A 12,558-nucleotide genomic window follows, 5' to 3' on the forward strand; every position below is an offset into this window, starting at 1 on the left:
TTAAGCTTCTCTACGCCGATAGTAGTTGGTGGGAAACTGCCTGCGAGGGTAGGAAGCTGCCACGCTCAGTAAAAGGGCCAATCAGACATTGTCTGGTTGGCTCTTTTTTGTTGGTTAAAGTGCCACAGATTGCAGCCACTTCTCAGACTAAGCTGACACTCGTGTTGCATAAAAAAGCGGCCAGCGATTAAACTGGCCGCGTCTGTTTAGATGTTGCGGGCAATTGATCCGGGTGCATTAAAGATTGCTCTTCGGTATCCTTCTTCTGCTTCCTGATTCACGGCATCAATTGCAACGAGGTTAAGGTAGTTGAACGGATCGTTGTAGTCAGGGTGGTAAAGCATGTCCACGTTCGCGAGATCATCAATGGTATTGTTGTTCTGAATCGCGATTGAAAGGGCGTTGGCGGACTGGGCAACTTCATGGTCGCTAATTAGCTGGGCATGTACGCTGGACGCCAGGTACCACGCCAGGTTGTTGAATGGCAATCCATGAGTCCCTGGTGGAAAGCGTTCTGCAGGGTGAGCCCGGTGGTGGCAAAACACGTGCCAAAGAGGTTCATCGCGGAAGTCGCCTGTGTGCCCAGACTGCGAACCGTATTGCCAAAGACATTGATGCCGGCCAAACGTCCCTGCCGTACCGCCGAGCTAGCAAGCGGGATGTAGGCTGTTTTGCCCGTTGGGTTGTAGCGCGTCACGGCGCAATCACCGGCTGCATAAACGTCGGGGTGGGAGCTTTGCTGATAGTCGTTAACGACTATGGCGTCATGACTGTCGGTTTCAACCTGACCCGCGAGCAACGTGGCCGCGGGGGTGAAGCCGAGCGCTAAGACGGCGAGGTCGACGTTCAGGGTACGGGCGATTGTCGCCACCGCCAGTTTATCATCGGCCCCATCTGCAAAGCCAGTGACTGCCTCGTTCAGACAAACGTCAACGTTGTTAGCGCGCAAGATGGTGGCAGCTTGATTTGCGTTGGCCACATCTAGGTAGTTTTGCAGTATTTGGGGATTGCTTTCAAGGAGCGTAACGTGGTGGCCGGTGCGGGTCAAGCTTTCGGCCAGCTCGGTGCCAACGTAGCCGCCGCCAATAACGGCAACTTCATGTATGTGTTTGTCCTGAATCGATTGGGCGAGGCGCTGTGCGTGAACAAAACTCTTACACAGCTTCACCTTCGCGTTATTGGCTCCGGGCAGAACCGGGCGCTTGATGGTCGAACCGGTGGCCACAATTAGCTTGTCGTACACAATATCGGCCTCTTCGTTGCCATCCAGGTCGATAATGTGGGCCGTGTGCGCCTGAACATCAACGTGCTCCACCTCGTGACGGGTGAGCACCGTGGCACCGAGACGTCGCAGCTCGGACGGTGACGAGTAGAACATGTCTTCCAGCCGCTTAACGGTGCCCTCCAGGTACAGAGGGATGCCGGATGAAAGGAATGACACGTCGTCGTGCCGTTCTACCACCGTAACGTCGGTGTCGGGATGTGATTGGAGAATTTCTTGGACCGCATTGGTGCCAGCGTGGGTACAGCCGATGACGAGAATGTGCATAGTAGCTCCTTTGCCAATAGATGAATTGTTACCATTCATTCTAGCCCACTTTCGGGACAAATAAAAAACAACATTAATCGGCGTCCGCAATTTAATTCCATTATTTATCGTGGACACCGCCGCAATGGCCAAATATTCATATTTTAGTATAGTATATAATGATTTATTTTTTGATGTTATTATGGTAGCAAGGGTCTTTTTGTTTACGCAAACAACTTTGAAAATGTGTAGAATAAATTTGTTGAAGACGAGGATAACCGGCGCACTTGTTGCTGGCGGTGAAGTGGGGCAAGCATGATTAGATATTTCGGACAAGCACAGTATTCACCGACGCGCATTTTGAACGGGTATGAATTGCTGCTGCGGCAATGTAGCGGCGGCACCTGGCAGTTTCCCCGCGATTTTCGCCAGCACGGTGCAGCAGAAATGCAGCAATTAGCCGCTGCAACGATTGCAGTGCTGGAGCCGGCAGCCCGGGTGGTGTCGATTAACCTAGATCAAGACCAGTTTGTTATGCCGGAGTTCGTTTGCATGTTCACGCAGCTGGTTCACGATTTTCCAAAGCGCGAAATCGTGGTTGAACTAACCGAACGTGATTGCAGCGTTCCGATGGCGGAGCTGCGACAAGCCGCGGCAGCCTACGCCGGTAGCGGCGCCTACGTGTGCATGGACGATGTTGGGTCCGGGGCGAACAGCCCCCAGATGGCGGATGCACTGGACGATTACGTGAGCGAGTATAAATTCGCCATGCAGAACTTCAATGAACGTGATGGCTCCATTAGCAACCTCATGCCCCAAATCGCGGCGTGGGCGCAGCGGGCCAAGCAGTTCCAAAAAGAATTCGTCGTTGAGGGCATCGAGACGGAGCGTAACCTCAAAATCGTTGAGCAATTCACGCCGAACATCATCCAGGGCTTTTTGTTTGCCAAGCCGGCCCTGATTCCGGTGCAACAAGATATTTTCTAAAAACCACCAGCAATGAACTGCTGATGGTTTTTTGACGCGCGGAACATAAATTTTCACCTTTGATGACGCTGTCCAGCCGGCAGTTGCAGCGCCGCGGGTAAACGCGGACGGCACTGGACGATGGCTTGATTACCCGCACAACCGGTACGGGCGACAACCAGACGGCGCAGACCCAGAACCCATCGGCAGCTCTGGTTGGAACGGCGAACGTTTCATCCGAACGAGTTGGTGGTAGTGGGGATGCGTTCAGCAGCGGGACACGTTACCGCGGACTCTTCAACGATCCGCAGCGTAGTCAGCTTCACTCGAGTTCCAACATGACGGTTATGCAAACTGTTCAGCAGAACGCTAAGCAGTCGAGCAATAACAGTCACGGATTATTTGGATAAATGCTACGTAAAAGCAGTCGTCGGGGTCAACCCCGGCGGCTGTTTTGCTGCTCCATGTTAGCTTTAACCAAGCCGCTTGCAGCAGCCAAACGGGGCCACTTATGCAGCATCGAGATCAGACCTGCACAACCAGGACGTATAATTAATTAACATGCAGAATAACACCTGTGATTAAAATAAAAAATCGCGCTAATAGTAGTATTATTTAGGAAGTAACTTATAATTATATATAGACTTTTATTAAAGGAGGTAGCGAATTGTTTAGTGCGGACGCAAAAGAATTGTTGCAAAGTACCAGTATCAGTGCAATTTTGCAGACGTGGCCAACGCAATTTGCAATCGCTGCTTTCTTTACGATTGGTTTTGCCCTGACGTATTACCAGTTGTGGCGGCGGGCGTTCATCACCAATGCCGGACAGCGCCGCGGTTATCTCGCGCGGGCGGAGCTACTTGGTTCCGGGCTTATTCTGGGAACATTGCTGCACTGGATGGGCCTCATCGTGCCGCTCAACAGTAATTCGATGATGTTTCATAACCTGGGCTTTTTGATCTTCTACTTCATGCTCCTTGATGAACACATCAATTTGGGCGAGTATCTGTTGCGGTGCGCCGCCATTTATGCGGCCCTGATTGTGCAGCACATCGGTTATTTTGACCGGTGGCAATTCTGGATTTCGCTGTCGACGACGACCATACTGCTGGTCGTCACGTATGTTTTTGACCGACAGTTTCGGGCCAACATTAAGGCGGACGTGACGCTCGGGGGGCTCATGGCGCTCAGCTTCTGGCCGTGGCTGCCCCCATTGTCGGCGGGACTCCACGTCAACCCAACCGTGCAGTTTGAGGCTGTGATCATGTTCATCATGATGGCGTGGGTGGCCAAGCGCTACTGGAACCAGCAAGATAACTTGGCCGACACCAGCGAAAACATGACGGAGCAGGCCAACTATGACACACTCACGCAGCTGCGGTCGTACTCGCTCTATGAACGTGAGGTGCCGGACATGATTGCTGAGGCAAAAGCTGACGGCGAACCATTCACGACAATTATGTTCGACATCGATCACTTCAAGGAATTCAACGATGAGTTCGGGCACCCAGCAGGGGATGCAGTGCTGATGGGCGTGGCGGCAACGGTGCGCAAAACGGTGTTGCAGTACGTCGATAACGATTTAATTTATCGTGTTGGTGGCGAAGAGTTCGTGATTTTGCTGCCGGGCATGACAATCACCCAGGCGACGCGGATTGCCCGGGACTGTTCTTCGGCCGTGTGCGCGGCGATGTTCTCGTACGAGGGCACCGAACTGCACGTGACGATATCGATGGGGATGACCGCCCTAAAGAGTACGGACCGCGATATCCGTTCACTGTACAAGCGCGTGGACGAGTTCCTCTACCAAAGCAAGCGCGCCGGGCGCGACGCGATTACGATTGAGGGGCACACGGAACGCCGGGACGGGAACGCGGCGGATACCGGCTACCGCTTCTTCGCCCAGCCGATTGTGAATGTTGATAACGACGGCGCCCACTTGGTTGCAAAGGAATTGCTGCTCCGGATGCGCAGCGTTGATGGCTCGCACTGGGAGCTGCCCAACACGTTCGACATTAACGTCGACGTGCAGGTGGCGTTGATCAAACAAGTGCTTGAAAATTCGACCTGTCGACATTTGGGTATCAATTTGCTGCCGAGCCAGTTTACCGACCTGCGCGTTGCGCGCACGCTGGCGGAATTCGTGCGCAGCCAAGAAGATTTTACCCTAACGCTTGAGCTTACCGGGGTGCCCAACCTGGCGAACGTGGCGCTCGTCGCCTCAATCTACCATGACGCGGGCATTCGCATTTCAATTGATAACGTCGGGAGCGTCAACCACTATGAGGCCATCGCGCCGATGCTATCCTACGTTGATGTGCTGAAGTTCAGCTTGCAGAACCTGCGCCGTGAACACGACACCGAGAACCTGGATGACCGCGTTAAATTCTGGCAGCAAGTGGCCAAGGATGCGGGCATCATGCTCATCATCTCTGGGGTGGAAACAAGGCGTGATGCAACGCACTTCCGCACCCGTTACGGGATTTACCGCCAGCAGGGGTTCCTGTACGGCCGGCCAAGTATTCCAAATGACTAACAAAGTCGCGTAACCCGCATGATTGGTGTGGGTTGCGCGACTTTTTGCGTGCCGCGCAGCAGATTCCGCCCTGCGCCCGATATGTTTCCGCCGCCAATTTCGCTATGCTAGAAGACATGTTGCAGTTGGAAGACTTGGAGGATTGAGGATGAAATTTGTACGCAATGTGGCATTTGGCACTGTCGGGTTGGTGCTTGTGCTGGGAATTGTCTTGCTTGGTTCGGCAATGTTCACACGGAACCAGACTGGGGATGTTCCGGCGGCGCTGGATAACATTAACCCGCTCGTGCGTGAAGAGACCGTGTACGCCTCGACCGACGTTGCGCCGGTGCGGCACTTCTTGGGCGGCGGCGGTGAAGACGAGTACGTCTACGTGGTGAAGGCAGTGAATGCGCGGGGTAAAGTCCGCAAGATCCAGTTCAATGCGCAGTGGCGCCTTAAGCCCGGCAAGTATCTTGCAGTTAAGACAAAGGGCCAAAACGTTGAGAGCTGGCAGGCGGTGACGCAAAACACGCTTCCGGCTGGCGCGCAGAGCCTAACTGAATAATGCCGATTGTTGCCGGCAACCAAAACACCCCGACGCGGCCGCCGGGGTGTTTTTGAATGCTGTTTCGCCGCTATCCGCGCGGCGATTGTCGCTGCAGTGGTGCCTTAGCTATAAAGCACGTCCGCGTTTTGCCGCTCCTTAGCGATGCGCTCGTCGGTGTAATATTGCGCTTGGGCGTTAAACAGGTCGCGGTAAAGGCCGTCAGCGTTAACCAGCTCGTGGTGGGTGCCGTCCTTGACGATGTGCCCCTGGTTCAGCACGATGATGCGTTGAGCGAACCGGGTCGAACTCATGCGGTGGCTGATGTAAATCGCCGTTTTGTCGGCAATTAGGTCGTCGAGGTGCTGGTAAATTTCGTACTCGGAGATTGGATCCAGCGCGGCGGTTGGTTCATCCAGGATGATGAACGGCGCGTCCTTGTACCAGGCACGGGCGATGGCGATTTTTTGCGCCTCACCACCAGACACATCCTCCCCGTTCTTATTGAGCTCCCGGGTCAGCGGTGTGTCGATGCCCTGATTCATTCTGCTGATGCGGGCGGCCACGCCGGCAATTTTGAGCGCCGTCTGCACGCGCGCACGGTCTGGGTGGTCATCCGCGGCCACGTTGGTCAGGACCGATAGTGCAAAGAGCTTGAAGTCCTGGAAGACGGCGGCGAAAATTTGCTGGTATTCGTGCAAATTGTACTTTTGAATGTCGATGCCGTTTAGCGTGATGGTGCCGCTGGTTGGTTTGTCCAGCCGGGTGAGCAGGCGGATCAACGTGGTTTTACCCGATCCGTTAGGGCCCACGAGCGCCAGACGCTGGCCAATCGCGAACTTCAAGTTGATGTGGGCTAGTGCAAACTCCTTGGCGCCCGGATATTTGAAACTAACGTCGTGGAATTCAAGCTGATACTTATTGTCGCGGCGCTTTTCGATGGGCAGGGTCCCGCTTGCGGCGGGGTCGGCCATGTTGATGAAGCCAATGCACTTCACCAGAATCTGGGTCAGTACCGTGGTGGAGGCCATCTGGTTCGTTAGGTTGGCCACCGCGCTGATGAGCTGCGTGATGAAGCCGGCATAAATCACGATGGTCCCGATTGGAATCGCGCCGGTGAGGTACTTCACGATGAGCAGCAGGTACGCGCCGGCCGTGGTGAGCGCGATTACCGCGGGGGTGAGGCCACCGTACAGGCTCGCCTTGAAGTTGGCTTTGCGGTTAACGTCGAAGTTATCGGTGTTTGCCGAGTCCATGCGCCGCTTCAGGAACTGGCCCTGGTCGTACAGCCGAATGGTTTTGCTGACGTGGGGTTCGTTGAAGACGTGGTTCATGAAGTAATTAATCACCTTGTTAATCTGAACACTGATACTAACGGCCTCGTTGTGGATTGCGCTGCTCTTGTGGCCGCTATACTGGGCAACAACGCCCGGAATTATTAGCAGGATGAGCATGAGCAGAACAAATGCTGGCCCGTTTGCAATCCGCGCTAATTCCGGCTGGCGGTCGCCTTTGCTGATCAGTGCCGAAATGATGCCGGCACCGGCCACCAGCAGGGCAACAATCAGGTTAATAATCGCAGCAAAATTGGCGGTGAGGAAACTGGAGAAGGTCCCCTCGTAGGCAAAGCCTTCGTCGATTTCCGCATTGCGGCTCCGAAAACTGGGGTCGTTAAAGAGCGAATTGCTGACGCTGGTCCACTTCTGGTTAATCTGCCGGGCGACCTGATTGTTCAGGCTCAGTTGGGCCACGCGCTTGCGGTGGTCAATGTAGGCCACGGCGATTTCCATGACGATAATCACGGGGATAATGATACTGATCAACGCGACCAGGTTGGTGGATTGGTTGTACGCCGCGACCGCGTTGATAATCAGGCCAAGGAGAATCAGGCTGAGGTACGGGGTGAGCGTTTGCCCGATTGTCGCACTCAGGCTAAACCAAATGGCTTGCGGCTCAAGGTGGTAGATGAATTTGAGAATTTGCCCGTACTGATGATCATTATGCTTGTTGTTCATTTTGCTCCTCCTTGCCGTAGTACTGACTCTGAATGGCAAAAAGCTTGGCGTAGTCGCCGCCGCTTGCTAGTAATTGCTTGTGCGTGCCCCGTTCGGTGATTCGCCCTTTTTTCATGAACATGATTTCGTCTGTGAACTGGGTTGATGCGAGGCGGTGACTGATGAAGATGCTGGTTTTGCCGTGCATCATTTGGCGATAATGCTGGTAAACGTTGCTCTCCGCAATGGCGTCGAGCGCCGCGGTTGGTTCGTCCAGAATCACGACGGGGGCGTCCCGGTAGAGCGCCCGCGCGAGCATTAGCTTCTGCGTTTGCCCGCCGGAAAGCTCCACACCATCATCGAAAATGTAGTGGGTTAGCTGCGTGCCGGTGCCGTGTGCCAGCTGCTTAATGGTATCGCGTAAACCGGCCTGATCAATTGCGTCATTCACGCGGTCCTCGTCGAAATCTGCGCTTAGGGCAATATTGGCGGCCACGGTGTCGGCGAAAACATCGCTGTCCTGGAAGACGGGGGCAAAGTAGCGGTGGTAATCGTCGCGGTTGAACTGGGTGATTGGTGTGTCGCCCAGCAGAATTTTGCCCTTTGTTGGCTGCAGAAGGCCCATCACTAGGTTAACCAGGGTTGACTTGCCGGCGCCATTGACCCCGACCAGGGCGATGCTCGTGCTTTCGGGGATGGTGAGGTTCAGGTCGGAGATGGTGTCGGCATCCGCGTCCGGATAACGGTAGTAGACGTGGTCAAAGGTGATTGGTAGCGGCACGTTCGGCAATTTTGCGGCGGTGTCAGTGGCTGATTGGTTGCTGATGGCATCCTCAGTGGCAAACAGGTTGCGCACGTTGTCGGTATCGTGGGCGGCCTGCTTGAATTCGCCCCAGGCAACCATGAACATGCTCAGTTGCTGGCTGACGCTGCTGACGGCGTTGAAGGCGTAAGTGAACCCGGCAACACTAATTGCCTTGGTCAGGATTGCGGTTAATAGGTTGAGGTAAATCACGAGGTTACGCACCCCGGTCAGAACACTGATGCCGGATTCCTGCCAGAATTGGTGCATGGAGATGCTGGCGTTCACGCTTTGCTCGTGCTGAATTGCCTGTTGTTGCTCATGATCGAGTGCGCGGTCCAGGTGGTAGAGCCGGATGTCCTTGCTGCCGTCTTCACTCATGCTGGCGCGGTCGATGTAGTTTTCCCGGGCGTAATCACCGGCGATCGCCTTGCGCTGGCGCTGACGGTAACGTTGATGCCACCGCTGCAGGGAATCGGCGGCTAGCCCAATAACGATAATGAACAGTGGGATCCACCATTTAATCGTGAACAACAGCCCAAGCAAAATTATGATGGTGACTGCGGTCTGCATCAGCGTGACGAACGTGCTGAAGAGCTGACGGGAACCAGAGGTCATGTTCAGGAGGCCGAAACGGGCGGCGTCAAAGCGCGCCTCGTCGTACTTCGGGTTCAGCAGCCACTCGTACGGCACGCGCACCGTGTCGTAGAGGAACTTGTTAATCTGGAGCATCTGCGTTTCAAAGGCCGTGGTTTTGGAGAGAATATCAAGTGGCGGACCGAACCATTGCGCACCGGCCAGAACCAGGCTAATGCCGACAATGATGAGGGCCATACTGCCGAGCGGTGTGTTCCGCGCAAGCAAGCTGACGGTGATTGCGGGAATGAGCGTTCCAACGACGTTAATGATGGCGTTGGTGATGATGATGCCAATTAGCGCAATCCAAAAGAAGGGGTTGTGCGCCCATTTGAGGTTCCAAATCAGTGTCCGCCAAGCACCGTGTTGTTTTGTCTGCAATTTGAACATAATAATACCGCCCTTTCGTGAAGCGATTGCTAAGTAGTTCTATTGATGGTTTCAATATAGTGCCAAAAATGTGGCGGCGGCTAATCGGGACGTGAAATGTCAATAATCGGCCGTGAGTAGCAAAAGAGCCGGGGCAAAGCTTGCCGCGGCCCTTACTTAGTAATCTGTTTTAGCGGAAGCAACACTTCTGTGACGAAGACGCCCTCTTCGTATTGGCGATTGATGATTCCGTGGTACTTGGCGACCAGCGCGTTAATGCGGCGAATTCCGAGGCCGCGCTTGTCGTTTTTCGTCGAGGCGTAATTTATGTCGATGATTTGGTCGGCGCGGCGACTGTTGGTAATGGAAATGTACAGCTGCTGCTTCTCGATTGCGATGTACACGCGGATGAATCGGTCCGCTTCTTCCGGCTGCTCACTGGCAGCTTCGATGGCGTTGTCCAAAATGTTGCCGAGAATCACAACCAGATCAATGTCCGAGATTAGTGGCTGGTGGCCGACAAACACGGACACGTCGGTGGCGATGTTGGCCTGCTCCGCCAGTGCCAGCTTCGAGTTAACGACCGCATCCATGACGGTGTTGCCGGAATGAACGATGTCGTCAATGTCTTCTAGCTTGTCCTCCAGCTGGTTGAGATAATCACGCGCTGCGGTCAGCTCATCGTCGTGCAAGTAATACTTGAGGGCCTGCAGGTGGTCGTGATAATCGTGGCGCCACCCCCGAATGCTCGCGTACAACCCGTTGATTTCGGTTGTGTAGTTTGCCATGATTTTGTCCAGCGATTGCGCATAAACCATGTCGGTCTCGCGAAAAAGGTAGTCAAGCAGCGTGGTGACGAGCACTAAAGTCAGTGCCAGTGCGCACAGAATCAAAACGCGCACCCAGCCGGTGGTGAGCGCCGTTAACGCGATGAAGAGCAGGTGAATGCCAAGCAGGATTAGCGGTAGCGGCCGGTAATTTTGGCGCTGCGCCGTGTTCAGCAGGTGAAGGGCGGCCGTCAATGTCAGCGCGACGAGCACCCAGGTGGTTGCGGGAAGAAACAGGGCGGTGCTGCCGGTGCCCGCAAGCAAAATCGCAGGGACAAACCCGAAGCGCACGTGCACTTCTGCCCGCCACCAGCGGCTCAGGCTAACCCCGGCTAGTAGCAGTAGACTCACGCTGTTGCCCGGAAATAACGGAAGCAGTAAGAGCGGCAGGCAGCTGATAAGTGCTGTGCTGCCGGCGCGCCGCATTTTGGTTGTGGTGCGCCCGGTGACGATGATGGCAAGCAGAACCACGGGGATGGCCACCGCCAGCCAGTTGGGAATTTGACGACCGATCATAGCTTGCCCCCATCATTGCGCAATCCGCGGTAGTGACTCAGCAGCTCTGTTTTGAGCGCGGCCCGTTTGCCGCGCGCGACGGGAATGCTCGTGTCATCGCTGAGAACCAAATTGGTACTTTCAAGTGAACTGACGAAATTGAGGTTGACGATGAATGCCCGGTGCACGCGGACGAATGTGGTTGCCGGCAAGTCGGCGGCAAAGGCGTCCAGGACCCCCTTAAAGCGCAGGTCGTCGGTTTGGGTGTGCACGGTTAGGTAGTGGCCACTTGCTTCAACGTAGCGAATGTTGTAGAGATATACGCGCTGCAACACGCCGTCCACGCTCAGCATCACGGCCCGGGGCTGCAGGTGCTTCTGCGCTTTTTCGATGAGGCTGGTTAGCTTGGCCAGCGTCAACGGCTTCATGATGTAGGCGAGGGCATCAACGTCGTAACCGTCGAACACGTACTGCTCGTAGTTGCTGAGGAAGGCAATGGCAATGTTGGCGTCGCGGCTGCGAATGGTTTTGGCCAGAGTCACCCCGTCGCGGCCAGCCAGGCGGATATCCAACAGCAGCAAATTAAATTCCGTATCCTGCATGGCAAACAGCAGGGCTTCGGCGGAAGCAAAGGTGGTCCAGGTGAGGTCTAAATGATGTTGCTGCTGATAGGTGGTGAGCAGGGCGGATGTCTGCGCGCTGGTTTCAGCATCGTCTTCAACAATACCAATGTTCATCTGGTTCACCTCCTCGCTGCGCATGCTGTGCAGGTTAATAGTTACCACTATCATGCTACGGAAACGGATGAGCGTCAATTAACAATGAATTGGCAGGGCCTCGTGTGCAAAAATAATGTAGCTGTATTTTTAGTTATGTAATATTAGCAAATGCGAACTTGAGGGTGAGGAGAAGTGGCAGCTTCAGGATTTAAAAATACAATATTAGCGGGGAAAACGCATATGGTGTAATTTAAATAATATTAACTTTTTATCAACCTAGTCTAGTGCTAAGGTGGGTTCATGGAGGAGGCTGGTGGATTGAATGCGAAAAGACTACTAAGCCCGCGATATGGATGGGGCGTGTTTTTTGCCACAGTGGTAGTCACCGCTCACATTGCCTTTGCATTGTTGCCGGATTCGCGGTGTTTGGATGGTGTGCGGATTGATAAAACTACTGCCCTGTCGTGGATTGGGTTAAACACGAGTCCGACGAGTACACAGTGTTTCTATTATCTGTTACCGCTGTTTGCTGCGCTCGGGCCGGGGCGGGCAATCGTTGAGGACTTTATCACTGGGTTTAATCGTCATTTACTTCAGCGCGGTCCTTGGCGATATTTGTGCCAGAATCTCACCGTGACGTTCCTGGTGGGGATGGCAACGGCGGTCTTTGCGCTGACGGTTGATTACCTTTTTAGCTGGCTATTGTTACCAGACATTCAGTCAGACTTAATTCTCGATTATGGGATTAGTGTGGATCCGTCATACACCTACTTCACACAACTATTTTTCCGGCACGCACTCGGAACCATCGTCATTTATATTGTGTTAGCCGGATTAATTACCGCGGGATTTTCGCTACTTGGCGCACTGGTAGGGTTGGTGTCACTTAATCTGTACGCAGCAATGGCCACGCCAATGGTGGTGAGTCTGGTACTAGCAACTGCTGCAACTTCTTTGCCAAAATTGATTGCTTCACCAGTTGCAATCATGATTACGGACTCGCCAAATCCGTTGCCCCAATTTTCCAGTTTCGTTATTGGTTTACTGGCCTGCTATTTATTAATGTTTGGGGGGATTGCCATTGCTTTTTGGCGGCGTGCGGTTAGGTAAGCGGCGAGCATCTTGCTTACTATTACTGATTGCCCTGATGACGATTCTGT

10 protein-coding genes and 1 pseudogene are annotated in these 12,558 nt (G+C 54.0%); 6 read left to right on the forward strand and 5 right to left on the reverse strand.

The features are described from left to right. The coding region (locus tag EKN00_RS11005; protein WP_206611279.1) for a hypothetical protein at positions 1-191 on the forward strand (191 nt) is incomplete at its 5' end. A gap of 15 nt (positions 192-206) precedes the next feature. Here EKN00_RS11005 and EKN00_RS09170 read toward each other — a convergent pair. Beyond that, a pseudogene (locus EKN00_RS09170) lies at positions 207-1,549 on the reverse strand (NAD(P)/FAD-dependent oxidoreductase). A gap of 294 nt (positions 1,550-1,843) precedes the next feature. Here EKN00_RS09170 and EKN00_RS09175 point away from each other — a divergent pair. The 4 genes from EKN00_RS09175 to EKN00_RS09190 all read left to right on the forward strand — a co-directional run bounded on the left by EKN00_RS09175 (position 1,844) and on the right by EKN00_RS09190 (position 5,577). Further along, positions 1,844-2,515: an EAL domain-containing protein gene (locus EKN00_RS09175; protein WP_127849829.1), complete on the forward strand. Its 672-nt coding sequence runs from the start codon at positions 1,844-1,846 to the stop codon at positions 2,513-2,515. A gap of 125 nt (positions 2,516-2,640) precedes the next feature. After that, the gene (locus EKN00_RS09180; RefSeq protein WP_127849830.1) at positions 2,641-2,904 is read left to right on the forward strand and encodes a hypothetical protein; all 264 of its coding nucleotides are present in this window, start codon (positions 2,641-2,643) and stop codon (positions 2,902-2,904) included. Between the two features lie 257 nt (positions 2,905-3,161). Continuing rightward, on the forward strand, positions 3,162-5,030 hold the full coding sequence (locus EKN00_RS09185; RefSeq protein ID WP_127849831.1) for a sensor domain-containing diguanylate cyclase: 1,869 nt from the start codon (positions 3,162-3,164) through the stop codon (positions 5,028-5,030). Positions 5,031-5,178: 148 nt separating this feature from the next. After that, a complete protein-coding gene (locus EKN00_RS09190; protein ID WP_127849832.1) occupies positions 5,179-5,577 on the forward strand; it encodes a YxeA family protein in 399 nt (132 codons plus the stop codon). Positions 5,578-5,681: 104 nt separating this feature from the next. Here EKN00_RS09190 and EKN00_RS09195 read toward each other — a convergent pair whose 3' ends face one another. The 4 genes from EKN00_RS09195 to EKN00_RS09210 form a co-directional block, all read right to left on the reverse strand. After that, a complete protein-coding gene (locus EKN00_RS09195) occupies positions 5,682-7,571 on the reverse strand; it encodes an ABC transporter ATP-binding protein (RefSeq protein ID WP_127849833.1) in 1,890 nt (629 codons plus the stop codon). Further along, entirely contained in the window at positions 7,555-9,378 is a 1,824-nt protein-coding gene (locus tag EKN00_RS09200; RefSeq protein WP_127849835.1) for an ABC transporter ATP-binding protein, read from the reverse strand. Before EKN00_RS09200 ends, EKN00_RS09195 begins: the two co-directional genes overlap by 17 nt. 152 nt (positions 9,379-9,530) lie before the next feature. Continuing rightward, positions 9,531-10,700, reverse strand: a complete 1,170-nt coding sequence (locus EKN00_RS09205; protein ID WP_421825769.1) for a sensor histidine kinase — start codon at positions 10,698-10,700, stop codon at positions 9,531-9,533. Further along, positions 10,697-11,416, reverse strand: coding sequence for a LytR/AlgR family response regulator transcription factor (locus EKN00_RS09210; protein WP_164848092.1), 720 nt, complete (start codon positions 11,414-11,416; stop codon positions 10,697-10,699). Before EKN00_RS09210 ends, EKN00_RS09205 begins: the two co-directional genes overlap by 4 nt. A gap of 282 nt (positions 11,417-11,698) precedes the next feature. On the opposite strand from EKN00_RS09210, the gene EKN00_RS09215 reads away from it, so the two are divergent. Further along, positions 11,699-12,508: a hypothetical protein gene (locus tag EKN00_RS09215; protein WP_127849839.1), complete on the forward strand. Its 810-nt coding sequence runs from the start codon at positions 11,699-11,701 to the stop codon at positions 12,506-12,508. Positions 12,509-12,558: the final 50 nt, after the last annotated feature.

Origin of the sequence: Lacticaseibacillus hulanensis (assembly GCF_004010095.1) — a bacterium.
In the GTDB taxonomy this organism is placed as follows: domain Bacteria; phylum Bacillota; class Bacilli; order Lactobacillales; family Lactobacillaceae; genus Lacticaseibacillus; species Lacticaseibacillus hulanensis.

Excerpts from the sequence above, each read along its gene's own strand:
- EKN00_RS09175 (WP_127849829.1), top strand. The coding sequence starts at position 1,844 with ATGATTAGATATTTCGGACAAGCACAGTATTCACCGACGCGCATTTTG.
- EKN00_RS09190 (WP_127849832.1), top strand. The coding sequence starts at position 5,179 with ATGAAATTTGTACGCAATGTGGCATTTGGCACTGTCGGGTTGGTGCTT.
- EKN00_RS09195 (WP_127849833.1), bottom strand. The coding sequence starts at position 7,571 with ATGAACAACAAGCATAATGATCATCAGTACGGGCAAATTCTCAAATTC.
- EKN00_RS09200 (WP_127849835.1), bottom strand. The coding sequence starts at position 9,378 with ATGTTCAAATTGCAGACAAAACAACACGGTGCTTGGCGGACACTGATT.
- EKN00_RS09205 (WP_421825769.1), bottom strand. The coding sequence starts at position 10,700 with ATGATCGGTCGTCAAATTCCCAACTGGCTGGCGGTGGCCATCCCCGTG.
- EKN00_RS09210 (WP_164848092.1), bottom strand. The coding sequence starts at position 11,416 with ATGAACATTGGTATTGTTGAAGACGATGCTGAAACCAGCGCGCAGACA.
- EKN00_RS09215 (WP_127849839.1), top strand. The coding sequence starts at position 11,699 with ATGGAGGAGGCTGGTGGATTGAATGCGAAAAGACTACTAAGCCCGCGA.